This window comes from Roseovarius sp. CH_XMU1461, assembly GCF_037027165.1.
In the GTDB taxonomy this organism is placed as follows: Bacteria; Pseudomonadota; Alphaproteobacteria; order Rhodobacterales; family Rhodobacteraceae; genus Roseovarius; species Roseovarius nubinhibens.
On sequence record NZ_JAYMDV010000003.1, the window covers coordinates 47,650 to 70,821 of the forward strand.

The 23,172-nt window shown below is 66.2% G+C and carries 27 protein-coding genes; 9 read left to right on the plus strand and 18 right to left on the minus strand.

Features of this window, described 5'->3' with window-relative positions:
• Nucleotides 1-20: 20 nt before the first annotated feature.
• The 3 genes from WA237_RS09470 to WA237_RS09480 are packed head-to-tail and all read right to left on the minus strand — an operon-like array spanning nucleotide 21 to nucleotide 1,917.
• Nucleotides 21-911 carry an EamA family transporter gene (locus tag WA237_RS09470; protein WP_336097506.1) on the minus strand — a complete coding sequence of 297 codons (891 nt, stop codon included), beginning with the start codon at nucleotides 909-911 and terminating at the stop codon, nucleotides 21-23.
• On the minus strand, nucleotides 908-1,633 hold the full coding sequence (locus WA237_RS09475) for an HAD family hydrolase (protein WP_336097507.1): 726 nt from the start codon (nucleotides 1,631-1,633) through the stop codon (nucleotides 908-910). Before WA237_RS09475 ends, WA237_RS09470 begins: the two co-directional genes overlap by 4 nt.
• Nucleotides 1,630-1,917 carry a DUF3572 domain-containing protein gene (locus WA237_RS09480; protein WP_009814409.1) on the minus strand — a complete coding sequence of 96 codons (288 nt, stop codon included), beginning with the start codon at nucleotides 1,915-1,917 and terminating at the stop codon, nucleotides 1,630-1,632. The genes WA237_RS09475 and WA237_RS09480 overlap by 4 nt, the downstream gene beginning before the upstream one ends.
• A gap of 81 nt (nucleotides 1,918-1,998) precedes the next feature.
• Here WA237_RS09480 and WA237_RS09485 point away from each other — a divergent pair, with 81 nt between their 5' ends.
• On the plus strand, nucleotides 1,999-3,414 hold the full coding sequence (locus WA237_RS09485; protein WP_336097508.1) for a GGDEF domain-containing response regulator: 1,416 nt from the start codon (nucleotides 1,999-2,001) through the stop codon (nucleotides 3,412-3,414).
• A 48-nt stretch (nucleotides 3,415-3,462) separates the two neighbouring features.
• On the opposite strand, the gene WA237_RS09490 is transcribed toward WA237_RS09485, so the two are convergent.
• From WA237_RS09490 to WA237_RS09515, 6 genes are all read right to left on the minus strand, one after another.
• The gene (locus WA237_RS09490; RefSeq protein WP_336097509.1) at nucleotides 3,463-3,987 is read right to left on the minus strand and encodes a periplasmic heavy metal sensor; all 525 of its coding nucleotides are present in this window, start codon (nucleotides 3,985-3,987) and stop codon (nucleotides 3,463-3,465) included.
• A complete protein-coding gene (locus tag WA237_RS09495) occupies nucleotides 3,987-4,412 on the minus strand; it encodes a hypothetical protein (protein ID WP_336097510.1) in 426 nt (141 codons plus the stop codon). The genes WA237_RS09490 and WA237_RS09495 overlap by 1 nt, the downstream gene beginning before the upstream one ends.
• A complete protein-coding gene (locus WA237_RS09500; RefSeq protein ID WP_286910316.1) occupies nucleotides 4,409-5,008 on the minus strand; it encodes an RNA polymerase sigma factor in 600 nt (199 codons plus the stop codon). Before WA237_RS09500 ends, WA237_RS09495 begins: the two co-directional genes overlap by 4 nt.
• Before the next feature lie 111 nt (nucleotides 5,009-5,119).
• A complete protein-coding gene (locus WA237_RS09505; protein ID WP_336097511.1) occupies nucleotides 5,120-5,605 on the minus strand; it encodes an EF-hand domain-containing protein in 486 nt (161 codons plus the stop codon).
• Between the two features lie 169 nt (nucleotides 5,606-5,774).
• Complete coding sequence (locus WA237_RS09510) at nucleotides 5,775-6,119, minus strand: antibiotic biosynthesis monooxygenase family protein (RefSeq protein ID WP_336097512.1); 345 nt, start codon at nucleotides 6,117-6,119, stop codon at nucleotides 5,775-5,777.
• Nucleotides 6,116-6,445: an NIPSNAP family protein gene (locus tag WA237_RS09515; RefSeq protein WP_336097513.1), complete on the minus strand. Its 330-nt coding sequence runs from the start codon at nucleotides 6,443-6,445 to the stop codon at nucleotides 6,116-6,118. Before WA237_RS09515 ends, WA237_RS09510 begins: the two co-directional genes overlap by 4 nt.
• A 70-nt stretch (nucleotides 6,446-6,515) precedes the next feature.
• On the opposite strand from WA237_RS09515, the gene WA237_RS09520 reads away from it, so the two are divergent.
• From WA237_RS09520 to WA237_RS09530, 3 genes are all read left to right on the plus strand, one after another.
• A complete protein-coding gene (locus WA237_RS09520; RefSeq protein WP_336097514.1) occupies nucleotides 6,516-7,199 on the plus strand; it encodes an ArsR/SmtB family transcription factor in 684 nt (227 codons plus the stop codon).
• 268 nt (nucleotides 7,200-7,467) lie between these two features.
• Nucleotides 7,468-7,869 carry a DUF983 domain-containing protein gene (locus WA237_RS09525; RefSeq protein WP_040618504.1) on the plus strand — a complete coding sequence of 134 codons (402 nt, stop codon included), beginning with the start codon at nucleotides 7,468-7,470 and terminating at the stop codon, nucleotides 7,867-7,869.
• Between the two features lie 62 nt (nucleotides 7,870-7,931).
• Complete coding sequence (locus tag WA237_RS09530; RefSeq protein WP_336097515.1) at nucleotides 7,932-8,633, plus strand: NUDIX hydrolase; 702 nt, start codon at nucleotides 7,932-7,934, stop codon at nucleotides 8,631-8,633.
• A gap of 17 nt (nucleotides 8,634-8,650) precedes the next feature.
• Here WA237_RS09530 and WA237_RS09535 read toward each other — a convergent pair whose 3' ends face one another.
• The 3 genes from WA237_RS09535 to WA237_RS09545 all read right to left on the minus strand — a co-directional run bounded on the left by WA237_RS09535 (nucleotide 8,651) and on the right by WA237_RS09545 (nucleotide 10,748).
• Complete coding sequence (locus WA237_RS09535) at nucleotides 8,651-9,553, minus strand: EamA family transporter (RefSeq protein WP_336097516.1); 903 nt, start codon at nucleotides 9,551-9,553, stop codon at nucleotides 8,651-8,653.
• Nucleotides 9,554-9,622: 69 nt separating this feature from the next.
• Nucleotides 9,623-10,537 (minus strand): fatty acid desaturase, encoded by a 915-nt coding sequence (locus WA237_RS09540; protein WP_336097517.1) that lies wholly within the window; start codon nucleotides 10,535-10,537, stop codon nucleotides 9,623-9,625.
• Nucleotides 10,530-10,748: a DUF2061 domain-containing protein gene (locus tag WA237_RS09545; RefSeq protein WP_336097518.1), complete on the minus strand. Its 219-nt coding sequence runs from the start codon at nucleotides 10,746-10,748 to the stop codon at nucleotides 10,530-10,532. Before WA237_RS09545 ends, WA237_RS09540 begins: the two co-directional genes overlap by 8 nt.
• Before the next feature lie 92 nt (nucleotides 10,749-10,840).
• Here WA237_RS09545 and WA237_RS09550 point away from each other — a divergent pair, with 92 nt between their 5' ends.
• Nucleotides 10,841-11,695 (plus strand): helix-turn-helix domain-containing protein, encoded by an 855-nt coding sequence (locus WA237_RS09550; protein ID WP_336097519.1) that lies wholly within the window; start codon nucleotides 10,841-10,843, stop codon nucleotides 11,693-11,695.
• Here WA237_RS09550 and WA237_RS09555 read toward each other — a convergent pair.
• A complete protein-coding gene (locus WA237_RS09555) occupies nucleotides 11,692-12,537 on the minus strand; it encodes an AraC family transcriptional regulator (protein ID WP_336097520.1) in 846 nt (281 codons plus the stop codon). The genes WA237_RS09550 and WA237_RS09555 overlap by 4 nt on opposite strands.
• 123 nt (nucleotides 12,538-12,660) lie before the next feature.
• Here WA237_RS09555 and WA237_RS09560 point away from each other — a divergent pair, with 123 nt between their 5' ends.
• On the plus strand, nucleotides 12,661-13,683 hold the full coding sequence (locus tag WA237_RS09560) for a DMT family transporter (RefSeq protein ID WP_336097521.1): 1,023 nt from the start codon (nucleotides 12,661-12,663) through the stop codon (nucleotides 13,681-13,683).
• On the opposite strand, the gene WA237_RS09565 is transcribed toward WA237_RS09560, so the two are convergent.
• Nucleotides 13,677-14,720 carry an aldo/keto reductase gene (locus WA237_RS09565; RefSeq protein WP_336097522.1) on the minus strand — a complete coding sequence of 348 codons (1,044 nt, stop codon included), beginning with the start codon at nucleotides 14,718-14,720 and terminating at the stop codon, nucleotides 13,677-13,679. The genes WA237_RS09560 and WA237_RS09565 overlap by 7 nt on opposite strands.
• A 154-nt stretch (nucleotides 14,721-14,874) precedes the next feature.
• Here WA237_RS09565 and WA237_RS09570 point away from each other — a divergent pair, with 154 nt between their 5' ends.
• From WA237_RS09570 to WA237_RS09580, 3 genes are all read left to right on the plus strand, one after another.
• Entirely contained in the window at nucleotides 14,875-16,104 is a 1,230-nt protein-coding gene (locus tag WA237_RS09570) for an MFS transporter (protein WP_336097523.1), read from the plus strand.
• 69 nt (nucleotides 16,105-16,173) lie between these two features.
• Nucleotides 16,174-17,886, plus strand: coding sequence for a methionine--tRNA ligase (gene metG, locus WA237_RS09575; protein WP_336097524.1), 1,713 nt, complete (start codon nucleotides 16,174-16,176; stop codon nucleotides 17,884-17,886).
• Between the two features lie 255 nt (nucleotides 17,887-18,141).
• Nucleotides 18,142-19,557: a multicopper oxidase family protein gene (locus tag WA237_RS09580; RefSeq protein WP_336097525.1), complete on the plus strand. Its 1,416-nt coding sequence runs from the start codon at nucleotides 18,142-18,144 to the stop codon at nucleotides 19,555-19,557.
• Here the strand turns inward: WA237_RS09580 and WA237_RS09585 are convergent.
• Genes WA237_RS09585 through WA237_RS09600 form a run of 4 tightly spaced genes read right to left on the minus strand, consistent with a single transcriptional unit; the run spans nucleotide 19,550 to nucleotide 23,091 of the window.
• On the minus strand, nucleotides 19,550-20,458 hold the full coding sequence (locus WA237_RS09585) for a DMT family transporter (protein WP_336097526.1): 909 nt from the start codon (nucleotides 20,456-20,458) through the stop codon (nucleotides 19,550-19,552). The two genes, WA237_RS09580 and WA237_RS09585, sit on opposite strands and share 8 nt — an antisense overlap.
• A complete protein-coding gene (locus WA237_RS09590) occupies nucleotides 20,436-21,308 on the minus strand; it encodes an isocitrate lyase/PEP mutase family protein (protein WP_336097527.1) in 873 nt (290 codons plus the stop codon). The genes WA237_RS09585 and WA237_RS09590 overlap by 23 nt, the downstream gene beginning before the upstream one ends.
• On the minus strand, nucleotides 21,305-22,582 hold the full coding sequence (locus tag WA237_RS09595; protein WP_216015029.1) for a TRAP transporter large permease: 1,278 nt from the start codon (nucleotides 22,580-22,582) through the stop codon (nucleotides 21,305-21,307). The genes WA237_RS09590 and WA237_RS09595 overlap by 4 nt, the downstream gene beginning before the upstream one ends.
• Nucleotides 22,582-23,091, minus strand: coding sequence for a TRAP transporter small permease (locus WA237_RS09600; protein ID WP_009814387.1), 510 nt, complete (start codon nucleotides 23,089-23,091; stop codon nucleotides 22,582-22,584). Before WA237_RS09600 ends, WA237_RS09595 begins: the two co-directional genes overlap by 1 nt.
• Nucleotides 23,092-23,172: the final 81 nt, after the last annotated feature.

Here is a 23,172-nt window from a genome sequence, read left to right on the forward strand (position 1 = left end):
AAGGTGTGTCGTTTTTGATTTTAGCGCCGCGCCCGTCGCGCCCGATGCAACAGGAAGAGCGCCAAAGCGCCCACCACCAGCGCCCCACCCCAGAGCATCCGCGCCCCCGGCGCCTCGCCCACCGCGAGCCAGACCCAAAGCGGACCAAGCACGGTCTCGAGAAGCAGCAAGAGGCTCACCACCGCCGCGCTCACCTGCCGCGACGCCTGCGACAAGAGCATGAAGGACGCGGGCAGCACGACCGCCCCGGTCAGCAGCATCGGCCAGACCGTTCCCACCCACATCGCCTCACCATAAAAAATCGTGGCCCCGACCCCCGCCACCAGCGCCCCGGCCCCGATGGCCAGCGGAATGGGTACATGGTGATGTTTGCGCAGGATCACGAAATTCAGCGCCAGCATCAGCGCCACCAACAGGCCAAGCCCGATGCCAAGCCCCGCCCGCGCGTCCCAGCTGATCCCGTCGCCGCCATGGCCCGACATGGCGATGGCAATGCCCAATAGAACTGCCGCAATCGTGGCCCAGGTCCGCAGCCCGGCCCGCTCGCCCAACAAGAGCCAGCCCAACAGCGCGGCCCAGACCGGCACCACCGCCACCCCCAAGAGCACCGCCGCCACCGGGGCGAGCGCAATGCCAAGGCAGAAAAACAGCGAGTTGAAGAACTGACAGGCCGCGATGCCAAGCCCCGGCGCGCTGCGCAATGCCGCCAGATCGCCCCGCCGGTCGCCCGTGCTGAAGCCCCAGAAGATGACCAGAACCGACCCCATGCAGAGCCCCCGCCAGCCGAGCATCGCCCCGGTCTCCAGCCCCGACAGCCGCATGAGCATCGCATCGGGTGTCAGGATCAACGCCCCGGCCAGCGCCAGCCACAGGCCGCCAAGACCCGTGCCGCGCCCGCCGGCACCGCTCATCCGCGGCTGTCCAGCCAGGCCGGCAAATATCCGATATCGGGCAGCACCACATCCGCATAGGGCGCGAGCTCTGCCTCGGGCGCGGTCCCGGTGAGCACCGCCACCGTCACCATCCCCGCCGCGCGCCCAGCCACGAGATCATGGGTGCTGTCGCCGACCATCGCCACGCGCTCGGGCGCGACCCCCGCGGCCCGGGCAAAGGCCAGCAAGGGCGCGGCATCGGGCTTGGCGCCATGGCCGGAATCAAACCCTGCGATGAAATCGAACGCCTCGCCGATGCCCGAGGCCGCCAGATGCGCCCGCGCGCTGAACTCCGCATCATTGGTCATCACCCCAAGCCGCAGCCCCCGCGCCCTGAGCCCGGCGATGAAATCCACCAGATCGAGCACCGGCACCAACGGCGCTGTCGCCGAAGAGGTCATAAGATAGGTCTCGATCCGCCCGGCCTCCGCCCCCGGCAGGCAGTCCGCCAAGAGCTCGGCCACCTCGCGGTTGGTCCCGGCAATCGCCGGGCTCGTGTCGTGAAACTGCCGCGCGCCAAGATCATAATGGATCGCCCGCGCCAGGTCGGCCGCACGCCCGGCATCGCCGCCGCTCAGATGGTCGATGACGCCGCCCGCCCAGACACCCCAAGTGCCGTGAAAATCGAAAAGCGTGCCATCCTTGTCAAAGAGCAGGCCCTCGATTGCCCGGGCCCCGGCCCCTGCCGCATCCGTTTTCATGTCCAATTGACCGCCTCCCCGCCCGGCAGCGCCTGTCGCGCCCGACCGAGTTTTTCCGGCGCAATCCCCGCCGCTTCGCTGAATTCGATGACCCAGGCATCGTCCATCAGGATGAAATCGAGAACCGAGCCGAGAAAGACCGGATCGCTGGCCCCGGCGCGCAGATCGCCCTCGCTCGCGCCCGAAGCGCCAAGGAACACCGGCAACAGGTCGTCATGTCCGACCAGCCACCCCAGCGCCCTGAGACCGATGGTTTCGGCTGAATTCAGCTCATTTTCTCGCATTTAAACTAACCCGGAAAGGATTTCTTAACTCCCTGCATGGATAGATGGTCACAAGAAAAGGGCAAGTCAGAAAGGCACCCTATGCCGGGCAAGATACTCATCGCAGAGCCGCTGGCGACCAACAGGATCCTCCTGAAGGTCAAGCTGGCGGGTGGCCATTTCGAGGTGATCCAGGCCTCGGATGCGGCCGAGACCCTGCGCGCCATCCGGCTGGAGGCGCCCGATCTCGTGCTGCTCAACAGCGGGCTTGCGGGGAACAATCTTGCCACGCTGATCGACGCCATTCGCGCCCTGCCCGGTCAGGCCGATCTGCCCATCGCCGCGCTGATCACCGAACATCTGCCCGAGGCCGCGCGCCGCGACCTGGCGGGCCGGGTCGATGCGCTTCTTGTGCGTCCGACCACCGACACGCTGCTGCTGGCGCGATTGCGCGGGCTCTTGGTGCAGCGCAACACGCTGCGCGACCTGCGCCTGCAATCGGGCGGCGGCGCGCCGGGCTTTGCCGAACCCGCCGTGCCGCGCCTGCAACCGCCCGGCCATATCGCCATTCTCGCGCCGCAGGGCGCGCCCGGGCAGATGCTTCTGCGCGGGCTGTCGCGCCATCTGCGGCACAGCCTGCGGCTCGTCGATGCCGCCCGCCCCTTTCCCGACCTCACTTCCGGGCCGCGCCCCGATGTGGTGCTGCTCTACCTGCCGGATATGAGCGACCGCGCCGCCCGCGAATTGGTGGCCGAGCTGCGCGCCGCCCGCTCGACCCGCCACGCCGCCGCGCTGGCCCTGCTCGACAGCGGCGCGGAGGAAACCGCGCTCCACCTGCTCGAGGCGCGGGTCGAGGATGTCATGATGGGCCGCACCGATGCCCGCGAACTGGCCGCCCGCTGCGACCGGCTCCTGACCCAGGCGCAGGAGCTCGATCATCTGCGCCGCCAGACCCGCGACGGGGTGCGCGCCTCGGTCACCGACCCGCTCACCGGGCTCTACAACCGCCGCTTCGCGCTGCCCTTTCTCGAACGGGTCTGCTCGGGGCAAGAGGGCGCCGGCACCGACACTCTGGAAACCGGCTTTGCGGTGATGCTGGCCGATCTCGATTTTTTCAAGAATATCAATGATAAATACGGCCATTCCGGCGGCGATCAGGTGCTGCGCCAGGTGGCCGATCATTTCCGCGCCATCCTGCGCGATTGCGACATGGTGGCTCGGATCGGCGGCGAGGAATTCCTGCTGGTCTGTCCCGGCGTCACTCCTGAAGAGGCCCGCCAGACCGCCGACCGCATCTGCCGCGAGATTGCCGACACTGCCATCCCACTCACGGGGTATAGCCAGCCCGTTCATATCACGGTGTCCATCGGGCTGGTGATGGGCCGCGCCGGTCGGGGAGAGCTGTCCCCCACCGGCGGCGAAGCCGAGAAGCTGCTGGCGCGCGCCGATGCGGCGCTCTACGCCTCCAAGGCGCATGGCCGCAACACCGTCACCTATCAGCCGCGCAGCGCCGCCTGAGCCCTGCCCTGAAAAAAATCTGCGCCTTCACCCGGGTCTGACCCGGCGTTACTGCGCGCCCTCCGCGGGCTTGTCCTTGCCACGTTTGCGCATCTTGCGATGCTCTTCCACCCGATCGGCAAACGCCGCGCGCTCGGCGTCGCTCATCTTTGCCAGATGCCCAACCAAGAGCGCCTGACCGGTGGCAATATCGGTCTCGAACATCTGCCGGTGCTGGCTCATCGCCGCGCTCAGCGCTTCGGCGTCAAAAGGCTGCGCCCGCAACGCCGTGAGGATTGCATCATAGGAGGCCCCCCGCTCTTCGCGGCTCGGCCCGTTGGCCTGCCGCGCCGCCCGCAGCGCATCACCCAGCGCCCGCTTGTCCTCGGGCGCGAGCGCCCGGGTCAGCGGCCCGCCAAAGCTGCCATGGCTCTTGCCGCCGCGCCCATGCCCGTCATGCATCCAGACCATGGTGCCGATCGCCCCCGCCACCAGCAGGTTCACCCCCAGCGACAGGGTCAGCAAGAGGCCCAGCCCGCGCCGTTTGCGCGCCGCTGTGGGCCCGTTTCCCGGCATGTCATTTCGCTCGCTCATCAGAACGCTCCTTCCAGGCTCGCATAGGCGTCGCCAGCCATCACGTCGAACACATAGACCTCGCTCTCTCCGGACCAGTAGCCGGTGATCGCCTCTGACGCCAGATCGGGGGCCACACTGCCAACCCAGATCCCCGCCACCGTCGCCGCCGCCAGCCCGGTCATCGCAGGCCAGCCGCCCATCTCCTGCCGCAGCCCCTGCGCCCGGGTCACCAGCCGCGACCAGAGCCCGGCCGAGGCCGCGCCCTGCGGCTGCAAGGCCGCCGCATCCGCCAGAACCCGCGCCATCAGATCATCGCCCGGCACCGGGCTCTGCGCACGCGCCGCCTTGAAAAAGAGCTCGAGCCCGGCAGCCTCTCCGGCGCCCGTTTCCGGCCCTGATTCCGGCCCCCGCATCTCGCCCGTCATGTCTTTCCGGTCCGTCATCCGTCCAACCCCAGTTCCTCGCGCCTCGGTGCCAGCTCCGCCTGCAAGGCGCGTTTGCCGCGCGCGGTCAGGCTTTCCACCGCCTCGGTGCTGATCTCCATGATCCCGGCAATCTCGGGATTGCCCAGACCTTCGATATGCCGCAACACAACCGCTTGACGCTGCCGCTCCGGCAGGCGCATCAACGCCTCTTGCAACGCCTCGGCCCGCGCCTCCTGATGCAGCGCCGCTTCGACGCTCATCTGGCTTTCGTCCACCGGCTCGGCCACCTCGTCGAGCGCCACGCCGCGCCGCCGCCGCAGCCGATCCGTGCACAGGTTCGACGCCACCCGGTAGAGCCAGGTCCCGATCTGGGCCCGGCCCGCTTCCCAGCGCGGCGCGATCCGCCAGAGGCGCAACATCGCCTCCTGCGCCACATCCTCGGCCTCGGCCCGGCTGCCGAGCATCCGCATCGACAGCGCCAGCACCCGCGGCAAATGCCGCTCGGTCAACGCGCGCGCCGCCGCCGCATCACCCGCAGCATAGGCCGCAAGCAACGCCTCGTCATCCGCCAGCCCCGCGCCCTTTGGCGCAGATTTCCGAAACGGTCCTATCATGGGGCCGCGGCCTACCCTTTAATCGTTCCACCTTCAATCCGGTCCAGAGCTTGCCCGACCGGGATCGGCGGCGGGGGACACACCCCCCGCCACCTGAGACACAGCGCAGTCTTACTGCTCTTTCTTGCCGTGTTTCTTGCCGTGACGCTCGCCCATTTTTTCCTTCATGGCGTCGAACTCGGCCTTCGAGATGCCGCCGTCGCCATCGGTGTCGGCCTTTTCGAACATCTTGGCGCCGCGGTCATGGCCCTTCTTGCCCTTCATACCGGCTTTCATCTCGTCCTGGCTGAGCTGCCCATCGCCATCGGTGTCATGACGCTCGATCATCTTGGCGGCATGTTTCGCGGCACGCTCGCTGCCCTTCGCGGCAAGCTCGTCCTGGCTGAGCATACCGTCGCCATTGGCATCCGCCTCCTTGAACCGCGCCTCGCCGCGCGCTTTCATCTCGTCTTGGGTGATCTTGCCATCGCCATTGATGTCGAGCTGCTCAAAGCTCGGACGCTCGTGCTTGCCGGGGCCAGCCGCCACCGCCATCGGCAGGGTCAGGGCAATCGCCGAGCTGAGGGCAACCATTTTGAAAATGTTGTTACGTGTCATCTTTGGGTCTCTCCAAGTCTTTCGGCCCGATCTCTCGCGCCATCTTGTTTGCGGTTTCAGACACCGTTTTCTGCCCGATGTCGCACTTTACACGCAGGGGCTCGGGGCTTCCGTCGCAAAAACTTTGATTTTTTTTTGCAGCCCCCGACGTGTGCCCCACCAAACCGCCTCACCCATGCAACGCCCGGCTGTCGTCCGGGGCCTCCGCCCGCTCGGTCATCCCGTAATCGCGGATCACCTGCGCCACCCGCAGCCGGTAATCGGCAAAGACCCCGCCGCGCCCCTGGCCCTGCGCCGCCCGGTGCTGCACCCGCGCCCGCCACGCCGCCACCGCCGCCTCGTCCCGGAAAAACGACAGCGACAATATCTTGCCCGGCATGCTGAGGCTTTCGAACCGCTCGACCGAGAGAAACCCGTCGCTCTCCTCAAGGATCGGCCGCAGCCCCGATGCGATGTCGAGATAGGCCGCCCGCTGCCCCGGCGCCGGGATCACCTCAAAGATCACCGCGATCATTGCCAGTCCTCCTCGCGCTGCGGTGCCGAGGCCAGCCGCAGAAACGTCCGATCCTCGCGCAGGATAAACCCCTCCGCCTGCGCAAAGGCGTAATTCTCCCGGCCCAGCGGATCGGACGCGAGCCGCGCGCGGTAGGCCTCATACTCTGTCAAGCTCGCCACATTATAGAGCCCATAGGCCAAGGTGCTCGATCCCTCATGCGGCGCGTAATAACCAATGAGATCGGCGCCACAGCGCGGAATGGCTTCGCCCCAATTGCGCGCATAGCGTTTGAACTGCGCCTTTTTCGTCGGATCGATGTGATAGCGGATGATACAGGTCAGCATGATGTTCTCCTTTTGCCATGCCCCTGCCTAGCATGTTGACCCCGTGTCATGGTTCGATTTGGATCGAACTATGAAAAACGGTCCAGACATCGCCCCCATCGCCGCATTGATCGGCGATCCCGCTCGCGCCAACATGCTCACCGCGCTGATGAGCGGCAAAGCCCTCACCGTGAGCGAGCTCGCCGCCGAGGCCGGCGTGACCTTGCAAACCACGAGCTCGCATCTCGCGCGGCTGGAACAGGGCGGGCTGGTGCGGCCCCGCAAATCGGGCCGCCATAAATATTTCGCCCTCACCAGCTCCGAGGTCGCCCATGTGCTCGAGGCGCTGATGGGGCTCGCCTCGGGTGCGGGCCATCTGCGCAGCCGCACCGGCCCCCGCGACGCCGCCCTGCGCAAGGCGCGCAGCTGCTACAATCATCTGGCGGGCGACATGGGCACCAAACTCTATGACGGCCTGCTGGCCCAGGGCCTCCTGATCCACACCGGGGATCAGCCCCAGCTGACCGAGGCCGGCCATGCTGCCATGACCCGCTTCGGCATCGACATGGCGGCGCTCACCTCCGCCAAAACCCCGCTCTGCCGCGACTGCCTGGACTGGAGCGAACGCCGCTCGCATCTTGCAGGCTCCCTTGGCCGCGCCCTGCTCAGCCGGATCGAGACCCGCGGCTGGGCCAAGCGCGTGGCCAAATCCCGCGTCATCCGCTTCTCCCCCACCGGCGAAGCCGCCTTTCTCAATTGGCTCGCCGCCCCCTAACCCTCTCACCACCCCCTAACCGCCCAAAATCCCCCCACGCTTCTTCTGGCCCCAAATATCCCGGGGGTCTGGGGGCAGCGCCCCCGCCTTCCCCCCCCGCCTCACCACAGACCCCTCAACAGGCCTCACTCCCGGCAAATCCCCCCCAACACCCCCCTGCCAACCTGTCGCGCGACATGGCGCCGCAAGCGCCCCATCCCCCCTTTCGCCGCACCGCCGAATGGGCCACATTGCCCCCATGCCGCAACGCGAAGCCCCCGGGACCCCCATGACTGATCAGACCGTGACCACCGCCGAACTGGCCGAGGACCGCCCCATGAAACAGGCGCTCTGGCGCGGCTTTTGCCGCAAATGCCCCAATTGCGGCTCCGGCCCGATGCTGAAAAGCTATCTCAAGGTGCGCGACACCTGCACCGTCTGTCAGCAGGACCTCTCGCATCACCGCGCCGATGATGGCCCGGCCTATCTGACCATCCTGATCGTCGGCCACCTGATGGCGCCGCTCCTGCATGTGATGTTCGTGAATTTCCGCCCCGATCCGCTGGTGCTGGCGACCACATTCACCATTGGCTGCGTCGGGCTTTCGCTCTACCTTCTGCCGAGGCTCAAGGGCGCCGTCGTGGCGTTCCAATGGGCGCGGCGGATGCATGGGTTCGGCACGGCAGACTAGGCCCGCGCCCCCGGCCCGCCCGCCGTCACAGACCGGACCGAAACCAGATAAAGGGCGCCGCCATGAGTATCGACAAGACCGCCATCCGCCACGCCGCCACCGTCATCGTGCTGCGTGACCGGCTGGGCGATCCGCAGGTGCTGATGGGGCAGCGCGGCGCCAAGGCCGCCTTCATGCCCAATAAATTCGTCTTTCCCGGCGGCGCCGTCGATCGCGAGGATGCCGATATCCCGCTGGTGCGCCCGCTGCCCGGGCTCTGCGCCACCCGTCTCGGCGAGGATTGCGACGATGATCTGAGCCATGCGCTCGCCGTGACCGCGATCCGTGAGCTCTGGGAAGAGACCGGCCAGATCCTCGGCACGCCCGGCACTTGGGACGGCACGCCGCCCGAGGATTGGCAGAGCTATGCCGCCACCGGCCATCTGCCCACCGCCCATGCGCTGCAATTCTTCTTTCGCGCCATCACCCCGCCGGGCCGCCCGCGCCGCTTTGACGCGCGGTTCTTTCTGCTGGATGCCGATGAGCTGCAGAGCGATCCCGATGATTTCTCGCAGGCCTGCGACGAGCTGAGCCATCTGCAATGGGTGCCGCTCGCCCGCGCCCGCGAGTTCGACCTGCCCTTCATCACCGAGGTGGTGCTGGCAGAGCTCGCCGATCATGCCAAGCGCGGCGCCCCCCCCGCCTCGGTGCCCTTCTTTCGCAATGATGACGAGGAAAGCCTCTTTCTGCGCCTGCGCGGCCATGCGCCCAGAGCTGCTGACTGATCGGAGCGGCTGACTGATCAGCCAAACACCACCAGCGCCAGAATACTCGTGGTCAACAGCGCAATGCCGAGCATCTCGCGCCCGGTGATCCGCTCGCGAAACACCGCCACCGAGACCAGCATCGAGAAAATCACCTCGACCTGCCCGACCGCGAACACCATCGCCGCGTTTTGCAAGGTGAAGGCGGTGAACCAGCACAGGCTACCGCCGAGCCCCATCACCCCCATCCAGACCGCCTGCCGCCGGGCGCGCCAGACGCGGGCGATCTCCCCCGGTTCGCGCCAGCCGAGCCAAGCGCCAAGCCCCAGCGTCTGCGCCGAGGTCACCATCGCCAGCGTCATCGCCGCCCGCATGAGCGCATCGTCGGATCCGATTTCCAGCGTCGCACCGCGATAGCCCACCGCCGAGATCGCGAAAAACGCCCCCGAGGTCAGCCCCAGCGCCGCCGAGCGATTGGCAAAGCGCCGCCAGCCGCGCCCGCCCGTGGCCACCCCGTCCGACAGGACCAGCACCCCGATCAGCCCCAGAAGGATCGCCGCCAGCGCCCAGAGGCTGATCCGGTCGCCCAGCACGATAAACCCGACAAGCGCGGTCTGGATCACTTCGGTCTTCTTGAACGTAATGCCCACCGCGAAATTGCGCCGCGCAAACAGCGCCACGACACACCATGTGGCAAGGATCTGCGCCAGCCCACCGGTGAGCGCATAGGCCCAGAACAGCGGCCCCATCCCCGCCGGCCGCCAGCCGATCATCACCGCATAGCTGGCCGCCAGCAACAAGGCGAAAGGCGCCGCATAGACGAACCGCGCCCAGGTGGCGCCGCCCGCTGACAGCGCCCCCATGCTGAGCCGTTTTTGCACCATGAACCGCAGCGTCTGAAACGCGGCAGCGGCGATTGCGAGGAGGATCCAGAATTCCATGCCGCCCTCTTGCCCGCATTCCCGGGCCAAGACCAGCGCCTTGTGACAGGCGGCACTTTAGGGGCGGCGTTACTCGCTCGGCAGGAACGGATGCGGTACGGGATCCTTGGCGCGCAGGAAATGCGCCCGGAACACCTCGCCATAAGAGCGATAGCGATAGCCCTCGTTGCGCCGCAGGTAATGCGCTCGGTTGCGCGCATAAAGCCCCGGAAGCTCATACCACGGCGCTTTAGGATGCATGTGATGCACCACGTGGAAATTGTTGTTGAGAAAGAGAAAGGCGAGAATGCCGCGATCCTCGATCACCACGGTCCGCCCCCGCGCCCGCTCATGCGCCCGATGTTCGAGAAAGGTCCGGATCTTCAGCACCGCAAGCGCGCCATAGCAGGCCAGCAGATAGGCCCAGAGCGGCAGCGGCGACAGCGCCACGAGCCACAGCACCGGCAGCACCGCCGCGAGATGCAGCGCCCAGGCCGCCATCACCGCGCGATCCCCGGCCCGGATCAGCCGCCAGTCGCCCTGCACAAAGGCGATCTGCCCCAGCACCGGCCCGATCACGATCCGCCCCAAAAGCGTGTTGTTGAACCGCAGAAGCGCCCGGAACCAGCCCGGCAGCCGCGCCCAGACTTTCGGATCGAGGAAATTCGATTCCGGATCGTCATAGGGATCGGTCAGGATGGAATCGCGATGATGTTCAAGATGTTGCGCCTTGAACCTGAGATAGGGGATGAAGAGCCCCAGACAGGGAAAGAGCAGCGCCGCGTTGACCACCGGATGCCGCGTCGGATGGCCGTGCAGCGCCTCATGGCTGAGCGAGCTGTGCAGCGCCAGCACCGGCACCGGCGCCAGCATCGCCAGCGCCGGATGAACCCCCGCCAGCCCAAAGAGGCACAGCCCCCAGGCCGCATAACAGCCCGCCAGCACCGCAAGCGTCGGCCATTCGACCGCCCGCCGTCTCGTCAGGGATGGCGCGCGACTACCCATGTTCCCGTCCCCAAGAAATCCGCGCCCAGACACGTTCATAGAGCACATAGACAGCAAACCCGATACTCGTGTTCACTAAGGCAATCATACTGCCCATTGCCGCCGATCCGGTTAGGTAAAACCCCACAAGGGCCATGGATAGTAGCCCCAGCACTTGCCATAACACTGCCTTGACCAGGGTCCGGCGACGCGTCTCCATCTTTGTCCTCATATCTGTCCCAACTCCTTGATACCGCGCCGATTTTGCGCTGGGCAGTCGGGAAACAGTTAACAAAGCCCGCGTTATGTGATAAAACTCAACACATGATTGATAAAATCGACAAACGTGATCGCGCCCGGCTGTTTCGCACCCGTCTCGCCGAGGCGCTGCGCCGCGAAGGCCTGTCGCAAACGGCGCTGGCCCGGCGCATCGGCGTCGATCGCTCCACCGTGTCGCAGCTCTTGGGCAGCGATGGTGCCCGGCTGCCCAATGCGCAGGTGGTGGGCGAATGCGCAGCGGTGCTCGGGGTCTCGGCGGATTGGCTCCTGGGGCTCACCGACCGGTCGGAAACGGCGGCGGCGGTGCTGGCGCAATCGGTCACCCTGACCCAGGCCCGCCGCTCGCATGCCGATGACCAGATCTTTCGCTGGCACGAAGAGGCCGAGGGCTACAAGATCCGCCACGTCCCCGCCGGCCTGCCCGACCTGCTCAAGACCCGCGAGATGCTCGAATGGGAATATGCCCCGCATCTGGGCCGCAGCATCGATCAGGCCGTCGCCGCCTCCGAGGACCGGCTCGACTGGGCGCGCCGCACCCAATCGGATTACGAGATCGCCCTGCCGATGTTCGAGCTTTATTCCTTCGCCCGCAGCGAAGGCTATTACGCCACACTCCCCGCCGACATCCGGGCCGCGCAGGCCGAATATCTCGCCCAGACCGCCGAACAGCTCTACCCGCGCGTGCGCCTGACGCTCTTTGACGCGCGCCAGATCTATTCCGCCCCGGTCACCATCTTCGGCCCGCTGCTCGCGGTGATCTATATCGGCCAATCCTACATGGTCTTTCGCGACCGCGAACGGGTCCGCGCCCTCACCGATCATGTCGACCACCTCGTGCGCGAGGCCCAGGTCACCGCCCGCGAATTCCCCGCCCATCTGCGCCGCCTGATGGAAGGCTAGCTCTCGCGCCCCATCAGGGACCGCCGGTAGAGCGCCGGCGTCACGCCGGTTTCGGCCTTGAAGACGCGGGTCAGATGGCTCTGACAGGCAAAGCCGCAGGCGCTCGCGACCTCGGCAATGCTGCCCGCTCCACGCAGCCGCGCTTTCGCCGCCTCGACCCGCCGCATGGTGACCCATTTATGCGGCGAGGTGCCGCGCGACGTCCGGAACATCCGGTGAAAATGATACTCCGAGAGCCCCGCCGCCTCGGCCAGATCCGCCAGCCGGATCGGCCCATCGAGATGCGCGGCGATCCACTCCTCCGCCCGGCCAAGCTGCCGCGAGGTGAGCCCACCGCGCAGCGAGACCCGGCGCTCGGGCAGGCGCTGGATCAGATCGGCCATCGCCTCATCCCCGGCCAGCGCATCCGCCGCCACCGCCGCCTGCGCCAGCCGCAGCAAGGGCTCCGACAGGTCCGGCGACGCCGCATACATCAGCTCCGGCAGATCGAAATAGCGCGCGTCCCGGTCGTGAATGCGCGAAAACCCGGCCCGCAACGCCGCATCCGGCAGCACCAGATGCAGGAACCGGAATGGCGTGGTGATGTCCCACTCAGAGCTCTGCCCCTCCGGCAAGACGCAAATCGCTCCGGGCCAGCCCGCGATCCCCCCGGCATCGAGCCGCCGCGTCCCGGTCCCGCCCCTGAGATAGAGGCTGAACGCATGGCCCTCGGGCCGGTCATAGAACACCCGGTCATTGTGGTTTTCCCAAATGGTCACCGCCCGCCCGGCCCCAAGATCGAGCCGCGCCCGCGCCCGTGCCGTCGGCGATCGTTCAAGATATTCTGATACCGTGTGTCCCATGCCGCCAATCTAGCGCTATCTTCGCCCCGACCAAAACCGCCAAATCGCCCCGCCCGGCGATAACCGCAAGATCGTGCAAGCGCCCCCCGCCGCCACCTGATACCGCCAGCGCAGGAGGCCCCCATGAACAGCACGCTCTTATTTCTCATCACCGTCTTCATCTGGGGCACCAGCTGGATCGGCATCGCGCTTCAGATCGGCCCGGTGCCGGTCGGCGTCTCGGTGCTCTACCGCATCGCGCTGGCGGCGGTGCTGCTGCTTTTGGGGCTGGCCGCGATGGGCCGTCTCAGACGCCCCGCGCAATGGCGCTTTGTCGCGCTACAGGCGCTGTGCCTCTTCAGCCTCAATTTCATCGCGCTCTACAATGCCGCCGTGCTCATCCCCTCGGGGCTTTTGTCGGTGGTGTTTTCCCTGGCCTCGATCTTCAACGCGCTCAACGCGCGGCTCTTCTTTGGCGAGAGGATCACCGCGCGGGTGCTGCTCGCCGGCGGCATCGGGGTCACCGGCCTCGTCTTGCTGTTCTGGGAGGGGCTCGCCATCTCCTTCGATCCCGACACGCTGCGCGGTCTGGGCTGGGCGGCGCTCGGCACGATGATCTTTTCCTGGGGCAACATGGCCTCGCGCCGCAACAGCGCCGCGGGCACGCCACCGATCATCGCCAACGCCTGGGGCATGGGCATCGGCGCGCTGGTGCTCCTCGGCCTCGCCTTCGCCACCGGCCAGACGCTCACCCTCCCGCAAAGCCCGATCTATCTCGCGGCGCTCCTCTATCTGGCGGTCTTCGCCTCGGTGATCGGCTTCACCACCTATCTGATGCTGGTGTCGCAGATCGGCTCGGCGCAGGCGGGCTATGCTACTGTCATGTTCCTCATCGTGGCCCTCGCCGTCTCGACCGTCTTCGAGGGCTATGTCTGGACGCCCACCGCCATGCTTGGCGCCGGTCTCGCGCTCTTGGGCAATGTCGTCATGTTCGCCCAGCCCCGCCGCAAACGCGCCGCCCCGCCCCGCCGGGCGCGGCCTGACCCGCGCGAGATCGGGGTCTTGGCGCGGGCTAAGCAGGGCCAAAACCCCGCAAAACCCCCACTGTCGCTTTACCGACGCAATACCGACGTGCTGCCGACCTGCCGTTTTCGCCCGTCTCAATAGGGCATCGGATGCTGCTTATGCACCTCGTCGAGCGCGCTCAGCACCTCTTGCGAGAGCGTCAGATCCATCCCCGCGATCACATGCTCAAGCTGCTCGAGCCGCGTCGCGCCAAAGATCGACGAGGTCACGAAAGGCCGCTGCACCGTCCAGGCCAGCGCCATATGCACCGGGTCGAGATCATGCTCGCGGGCCAGCGCCAGATAGGCGTCGACCGCGGCAAACACCCGCTCCGACTTGCGCCCACCCATCGTCTCATTGACCGACATGCGTGATCCCTCGGGCACCGCGCCGCCTTGATATTTCCCGCTCAGAAACCCCGCGCCCAGCGGCGAAAACGGCAGCAAAGACACGTCCTCATTGACCATCAGCTCGGCCAGATCGGTATCCGCCATCCGGCACAGAAGCGAATATTCATTCTGGATGCTGGCGACCCTCGGACCCTTTGTTTCCTTGGCGATGCGCAGCCATTCCGCCGTGCCCCAGGTGCTCTCGTTCGACAGGCCAAAGGCGCGGATCGTGCCCCGCTCGACCTCGCGCCCGAGCGCGCCCAGCGCATCCTCCATATGCGCCCGCGTGGCCTCGCGGTCCTGCTCCCAAGGCGCATAGCTCCAGTTTTGCCGGAACATATAGCTGCCCCGGTTCGGCCAGTGAAACTGATAGAGGTCGATCACATCGGTCTTGAGCCGCTTGAGCGATCCCTCGATGGCCTCCGGGATGGTCTGCGATGAAATCAACGCCCCGTCCCGCGCCCCCTTGAACCCCGCACCGGAATGCTTGGTGGCGAGCACGATCTCCTGCCGCTTGCCCGAGGCCGCGATCCAGTCGCCGACGATGCTCTCGGTCACGCCCGTGTCCTCGGGCAGCACCGGATTGACCGGGTACATCTCGGCCGTATCAATGAAATCGATCCCCGCCTCCAGCGCCCGATCAAGCTGCGCATGGCCTTCTTTTGCAGGGGTTTGCCGGCCAAATGTCATCGTCCCGAGACAGAGCGCGCTCACCTCGATCCCCGTGCGTCCCAGTTTGCGTCGTTGCATCACTACCCTCGTTCCGCGTGTCATTCTCTGGGCCGGACCCTAGCGCGATCTGCCGCGGATGGAAGGGCCGGGCCGGACATCGGGGCGGAAAACGACGCAAGTTTGTCGAATTGGGGCTTGCACCCTTTCGCGTCCCTGCCAAGGTGGCCCCGACATGCGCACCTTGATTTCATTCGCCTCCCTTTTCCTGTCTGTCGCCCTGCTTCAGCTCTCCTCCGGTGGTGTCGGCCCGCTCGACGCCCTCTCCGGCATTGCGCTCAATTTCTCCACCGAACAGATCGGTATCCTCGGCTCGTCGCATTTCTTCGGCTTTTTCATCGGCTGCTGGTGGGCACCCCGGCTGATGGGCTCGGTCGGCCATTCGCGCGCCTTCGCGGTGCTGACGGCGGCGGGGGCGATCGGCCTTCTGGCGCATATGCTCTTTATCGACCCCTATGCCTGGGCGCTGATGCGGGTGGCGACGGGGCTTTGCGTGGCGGGCTGTTACACGGTCATCGAAAGCTGGCTCAACACCAAGCTCACCAACGAGACGCGCGGCCGCACCATGGGCATCTACCGGGTGGTGGACATGGGCGCGTCGCTGGTGGCGCAGATGCTGATTTCGGTATTGGATCCCGCAAGTTACGTCTCCTACAACATCCTCGCGATCCTTTGCTGCGCCTCGCTCTTGCCGCTCACCATGACCCGCGTGCGCCAGCCCGAAATCCCCCATGCGCCGCGCCTGCGCCCGATGCTCGCGATCCACTGCTCGCCGCTCGCCGCCGCCGGTGTCGTCGTCGCCGCCCTGTCGAGCGCCGCCTTCCGCATGGTCGGCCCGGTCTATGGCCAACAGGTCGGGCTCGCCACCGATCAGATCGCCTGGTTTCTCGCCAGCTTCGTGCTCGGCGGCGCGCTGGCGCAATATCCCGCGGGCCTGCTTTCGGACAAATACGACCGCCGCCATGTGCTCATCGGGCTGTCCATCGGGGCGATCATCTGCTGCATCATCACCGCGCTCATGCCCACGCTGAGCACCAGCGGCGCGATGCTCGCGGCCTTTGCCTTTGGCCTGTTTTCCTTTCCGATCTTCTCGGTCTCGGCGGCCCATGCCAATGATTTCGCGACCTCCGATCAGCGGGTCGAACTGTCGGCTGCGCTGATGTTCTTCTACGCGCTGGGCGCCATCGCCGCGCCCTATCTCGCGTCAGAGCTGATCGAGGCCTACGGCCCCGGCGCGATGTTCTCGATGATCGCCACCGGCCACGCCGGGCTCATCATCTTTGGCCTCTGGCGGATGCGCGCCCGCCCGACACGGCATCGGCGCACCCGCTATGTCTGGTCGCCGCGCACCAGTTTCATCATCGGCCGCCTCACCGGCCAGAGCCGCGACAGAAACGGGCCCTGACCCCTCTGGCACAGCCGCGCCCCTTGCGCTAAACGGGGCGCAACGAACCGCGAGGCAGGACAGAACCCAATGGCACGCCATCTCATCACCTCCGCCATCCCGTATATCAACGGGATCAAACACCTCGGCAATCTCGTGGGCAGCCAATTGCCCGCCGATCTCTTCGCGCGCTACCTGCGCGGCCGCGGCCACGAGGTGCTGTTTCTCTGCGCCACCGACGAACATGGCACCCCGGCAGAGCTGGCCGCCGCCAAGGCCGGCAAGCCGGTCGAACAATATTGCGCCGAGATGCATGAAATTCAGGCCGAGATCGCCAAGGGCTTCCGCCTGAGTTTTGATCATTTCGGCCGCTCGTCGAGCCCGCAGAACCACCGGCTGACCCAGCATTTCGCAGGCCGCCTCGCCGAGGCCGGGCTGATCGAGGAAGTCTCGGAAAAACAGGTCTATTCCAACGCCGATGGCCGCTTCCTGCCCGACCGCTATATCGAGGGCACCTGCCCCAATTGCGGCTATGACAAGGCCCGGGGCGACCAATGCGAAAACTGCACCAAACAGCTCGACCCGACCGATCTCATTGAGCCGCGCTCGGCGGTCTCCGGCTCGACCGATCTCGAAGTGCGCGAAACCCGCCACCTCTACCTGCGCCAATCCTCGATGCGCGACGAGCTCAACGCCTGGATCGACGCCAAGAAAGACTGGCCCATCCTGACCACCTCCATCGCCCGCAAATGGCTCAATGATGGCGACGGGTTGCAGGATCGCGGCATCACCCGCGATCTCGACTGGGGCGTGCCCGTCAAGAAGGGCGAGGCCGACTGGCCCGGCATGGAAGGCAAGGTCTTCTACGTCTGGTTCGACGCGCCCATCGAATATATCGCCTGCTCGCAGGAATGGGTTGATGCTGGCAAGGGCGACGATTGGGAACGCTGGTGGCGCACTGACAAGGGCGCCGAGGACGTGACCTATACCCAGTTCATGGGCAAGGATAACGTCCCCTTCCACACGCTGAGCTTTCCGGCCACGATCCTCGGCTCGGGCGAGCCGTGGAAGCTGGTCGATTACATCAAGAGCTTCAACTACCTGAACTACGACGGCGGCCAGTTCTCGACGAGCCAGGGCCGCGGCGTCTTCATGGATCAAGCGCTCGACATCCTGCCCGCCGATTACTGGCGCTGGTGGCTGCTGAGCCACGCGCCCGAAAGCTCGGACAGCGAATTTACCTGGGAAAACTTCCAGGCCTCGGTGAACAAGGATCTCGCCGATGTGCTCGGCAATTTCGTCAGCCGGGTGACCAAGTTCTGCCGCTCGAAATTCGGCGAAGAGGTGCCCGCAGGCGGCGCATTGGGCGCGGAAGAGACCGCGCTCATCGAGACGCTGACCACCCGCATCCGCGCCTATGAGGGCCATATGGAGGCGATGGAGGTCCGCAAATCCGCCAATGAGCTGCGCGCCATCTGGGTCGCGGGCAATGAATACCTGCAATCCGCAGCCCCCTGGGCCACGTTCAAGGACGATCCCGAAAAGGCCGCGGCCCAAGTCCGTCTCGCGCTCAACCTGATCCGGCTTTATGCTGTGCTGAGCGCACCCTTCATCCCCGATGCCAGCGCCGCGATGCTCAAATCGATGCAGACCGAGGACGATCAATGGCCCGAAGATGTGGGTGCCGCGCTCGAGACCCTCGCGCCGGGGCATGGCTTTACCGTGCCCGATGTGCTCTTTGCCAAGATCACCGACGAGGCCCGCGAAGACTGGCAGGCGCGTTTCTCCGGCACCCGCGACTGATTGGCCGCCCGAGGGGGCGCTGCCCCCTCGACCCCCGGGATATTTCCCGCCAGAAGAAACAATCAACTGTCCCCCGGCGCTTCTTTTGGCCGAAAATATCCCGGGGGAGGCCGCAAGGCCGGGGGCAGAGCCCCCAACCACGCAGGCTCTTCACGCTTCGCCGCGAGTGCCATGGCGTCAATCCGCCACGCCCCCACCATGCCGCCTTCCCGGCGCACGCGATTTGCGCGATGATCGCACGAGCGAGGAGGAGCCATGATGATCGACCGCCGCCAGTTTCTGAGCCATGGGCTCGCCGCCACCACCGCACTCAGTGCCCTGTCCCCACGGGCCTTTGCCAGCGCGACGGCCAGTACGACCGACAGCGCGACCGACATCCTGCGCGCCGCGCCGGTGAGGGCGCAGATCGCCCCTAGCCCCTACCCCGAGACCGAAATTTGGGCCTATGGCGGCACGCTGCCCGGCACCGAGATCCGCCTTCGTCAGGGCGCGCCCCTGCGCCGCATCTTCGACAACGCCCTGCCGGAGCCAAGCACGATCCATTGGCACGGGATACGGCTCGACAATGCGATGGACGGGGTGGCAGGCCTCACCCAGGAGGCCGTCGCGCCCGGCGCGCAATTCACCTATGAGTTCACCCCGCCGGATGCCGGCACCTATTGGTATCACGCCCACACCCGGTCGTTCGAGCAGGTGGCGCGCGGTCTCTACGGGCCGCTCATCATCGAGGAACCCGAGCCGCCGCAGGTCGATGGCGAAGAAGTTCTGGTGCTCGACGATCTCCTGCTCGATCCGGAGACGGCGCAGTTCGATCCCGATTTCGAGGCCCCGCATGATCGCAGCCATGCCGGGCGGCTTGGCAATCTCATCGTGACCAATGGCCAGTTCGCCCTGCGCCGCGAGGTGCAGCAGCACGCGCGGCTGCGGTTGCGGCTCATCAACGCCGCCAATGCGCGGGTCTTCACCCTCGGTCTTTCGGGGCTCGAGGGCTGGGTGATGGCGCTCGACGGCATGCCACTCGCCACGCCCCTGCCCGCAAGTGAGCCGCTCGCGCTCGGCCCCGGTCAGCGCGCCGATCTCTTTGTCGATGTGGTGGCCGCCGAGGGCGAGATTGCCGATCTGGTGCAGTTCACCCGCGAGGGCGGGCTGTCGCAGGTGGCCTTTGCGGTCACCGGCCGGGCGAGCCTTGCGCGCCGTGACGCGCCTGCCCCCCTGCCGCCCAACCCGGCGATGGAGGTGACCGGGCTGGCCGGGGCCCGCCGTCTTGCCATGCCGATCGAGGGCGGCGCCATGGGCGGGCTGCGCGCCGCGCAGTATCAGGGCCGCGAACAGGGGATGGGCGATCTCGTCGCCGCCAATCAATTCTGGGCGCTGGGCGGCATCGTCGGCCTGTCGGATGCGCCGCTGGCCGAGATGTCCCGGGGCGAGACCGTGCAGCTCGATCTCGACAATCGCACCGCTTTTCCGCATGCGATGCATCTGCACGGGATGCATTTCCGCGAGGTCCTGGCTGATGGCGGCTTTGGCCCCATGCGCGACACGATCCTGATGCAGCGCGGCGAGCGGCGCTCGGTCGCCTTCATGGCCGACAATCCGGGCAAATGGCTCTTTCATTGTCATATGCTGGGCCATGCCGCCTCTGGCATGACGAGCTGGATCGAGGTCAGCTGAGCCGCGTCTCGCGCCACCAGAGGTAAAGGCCTGACCCGATGATGATGGCGCAGCCCACAAGCGTCGCCGCCCCCGGCCGCTCGCCAAAGAGCAGATACCCCGCCACGCTCGCCGTGACGATCTGCGCATAGGTGAACGGGGCGAGCATTGAGGCCCGCGCCAGCTGATGCGCGCCGGTGCTGGCGATATGGCTGAGCCCGCCACAGACCCCCATGAAGAGCACCACGGCCAGCGCCGTGCCGCTCTCGGGCCAGACCCAGGTGCCAAGGCTCAGCGGCAGAAAGACCACGCTCGCCAGCCCCGAGGACCAGAGCTGGATCGAGGCGTTGCTGTCCACCCCCGCCAGCATCCGGGTGAGGATATAATAGAGCGAGGCAAACCCCATCGACCCGACCGAGTAGAGCACCGCCGGATCAAACCCCACGCCCCCGGGCTGGATCACCACCAGCACGCCGCAAAACCCCAGGAGCACCGCCACCAGCCGATGCGCGCCAATGCGCTCGCCCAGCATCGGCACCGACAGCACCGTGATGAGGATCGGCCCGGCGAAAAGGATCACCGTGGTGAGGGTCAGCGGCAGATGCTGTAGCGCCAGAAAATTGAGCAAGGTCGCGAGGATCAGCACCAAGGACCGCAGCAAGAGCCGCCCCGGCGCATTGGCACGAAACACCGCAACGCCTTGTCTGGGCAGGAAAATCGCGCAGGCCATGGCGAAATGCACCGCATAGCGCAGCGCCACCACCTGCAGCGCGGGCCAGGCCAGCTCGGTCAAGAGCCACTTGGCCGAGGCCGAGAGCGAGGTGGCGAACACCGCCGCCACCAGCATCAGCAGAATACCGAGCCCGGCGCGGTCGCCGCTCCGACAGCCAGCCTCCCGGTCAGCTCTCGTAGCGGTCGGCACGGGTGTAGTAATCGTTGAACCCGATCCGGTCGCGCAGCTCGCCAAACTCCATGAGCCGCCCGGTCTCGACCCGGTCCTCGCGCAGCGCCGCCAGCGTCTCGACCGCCGTCGCCATCACCGCCGACAAGAGCGTCAGAGGATAGGCCGCGATCCGGAACCCGATGTCGCGCAGCTCGGCATGGGGCAGGATCGGCGTCGCCCCCCCTTCGAGCATATTGGCCATCTGCGGCCCCGGCAGCTCGTCACAGATGCGGCGCATCTCGGCCTCGGACTGCGGCGCCTCGACGAAAATGATATCGGCGCCAAGCTCGTGGAACATCGCCGCCCGCTCCATCGCCTCGCCGAGCCCATGATCATGGCGCGCATCGGTCCGCGCGAGGATGAGAACATCCTGCTCCTGGCGCGCGTCGACCGCGGCGCGAATGCGGTCATAGGCCACGTCGCGCGACACCACCGCCTTGCCCGGCGTATGGCCACAGCGTTTCGGCGCCACCTGATCCTCGATCATCACCGCCGCCGCCCCGGCCCGGCCAAGCCCCTTGACCGTGCGGATCACATTCATCGCATTGCCATAGCCGGTGTCGCCATCGGCCACGAACGGCAGCCGCGTCGCCTCCGCGATATTGCGCGTATGGTCGAGAACCTCGCCATAAGACATGAGCCCCAGATCGGGCATCCCGATGCGCGAGGCCGAGGCGGCAAAGCCCGACATAAAGCTCATCTCGAACCCGGCCTGCTCGATCATCCGCGCCGAGAGCGCATCATAGCAGCAAGGCGACAGCAAGAGATCATCCCCAGCAAGAAGCTCGCGCAGACGGTCGGCGCGGGGGTTGGGAAATGTTGTCGTCATCGAGCCACCTCATAAGGAATATAGAGCGCCAGCGCCGGCCAGAACCACAAGAGCACCGCCACACAGAGCATGATGCCCGCGAAGGGCAACGCACCCTGCGCCACCTCCTGCAGCCGCGCCCGGGCCACCGCCTGAATGACAAAGAGGTTCATCCCCACCGGCGGCGTGATGAGCGCGGTCTCGATCAGCACCACAAAGAAGATGCCGAACCAGATCGGATCGATCCCGGTGTTGAGCACCGCCGGCAGCAGCACCGGCACCATGATGAGAAGCATCGACAGCGATTCGAGGAAAAACCCCATGATCAGCAGAACCACCCCGACCGCGAGGATGAAGAGCCCCGGCTGCGAGATGTTCTCGGTCAGAAACGCGCTGATCGATTGCGGAATGAGATAGAGCGTGATCGCATAGGAAAACACCTTGGCCCCGGCCACAATGATCAGCACCATCACCGAGGTCTTGAGCGAACCTTCGACCGCCTCGCGCAGCTTGGGCCAATCCATCCGCCCCATGGCAAAGGTGATGATCAGCGCCAGAACAAAGCCAAGCCCGGCGCTCTCTGACGGGGTGGCGATGCCGGTATAGATCGAACCGACGATGGCCACCGCCAGCGCCACCGTGGGCAGCGCCAGACCGGTGGCGCGCATCCGCTCGCCCCAGGTCGCCTTGGCCATCGGCTGATAGGCGGTGGAAAACCGCGAATAGATCACGCCATAGACGATGAAACAGCCCGCGAGGAAAAGCCCCGGGCCGACCCCTGCCAGAAACAGCGTCGGGATCGAGGTTTCGGTCACCACCCCATAGAGGATGAGAGGGATCGACGGCGGAATGAGAATGCCAAGCGTGCCACCGGCCGCCAGCATCCCATAGACGAAACGCCGGTCATAGCCGCGGCTCGACATCTCCGGAATGGCCACCGTGCCGATGGTCGCGGCCGTCGCCACGGACGAGCCCGAGATCGCCGAAAACAGCGTGCAGGACAGGATCGTCGCCACGCCAAGCCCGCCGGGCCAATGGCCGACCCAGCTCTGCACCGCCGCATAGAGATCGCGCCCAACCCCGCCCTTGAGCAACACATTGGACATCAACAGGAACATCGGCACCGCGAGCAGCTCGAAACTGTCCATCGAGCCATGCAACCGCTGCGGCACCGCCACCATCGGCAGACCCTTGAGCGCCAGAAGGATCACCCCCAGCCCGCCCAGCGCCAGCGCCACCGGCGTGCGCAGCAAGAGCAGCGCCATCAGCGCCACAAGAATGAAAACCGCTTCCATCAGTGCTGCCCTTCCAGAATATCATCTTCGGGCAGACCCTCGGTCCAGACCCGGTAAAGCTGCACCCCGCCCTGCAGCATGAGCAGCACGCTGCCGACCCAGACCGGCGCATGGGTGATCATCTTGGGCGGTGCGAGATAGGTGTCGGTCGTATGGCCCGCCAGCGTCGCCTTGAGCCAGATTTGAAAGCCGAAATAACAGGCGGTCCCGGCGAAGATGAACAGCACCAGAATGGCAAAGCTCTCGGCCAGCTTGCGCCAGATCGTGTCGGGGTTGCTCAGGATGATCTCGATCGTCACCATCTCGCGATGTTTGAGGACATAGGCCACGCCGAGATAGACGACCCAGACCTGCAGAACCCGGCTGATCTCGTCGACCCAGACCGTCGGCGCGTTGAACACATAGCGCATCACGATCTCGAAGGTGATGAAAAAGCCGATGGCAAAGAGACACCAGGCGCTGAGCTTGCCGGTCGCCTCGGAAATCGCGTCAATCGCGCGGACAATCATCCCACGTCCCCCGTGATAATTGGTTTTGGTCGCTGAAATAATGGGGCGAGGGAAAGCGCATCGGGCGCTTTCCCTCCTGTC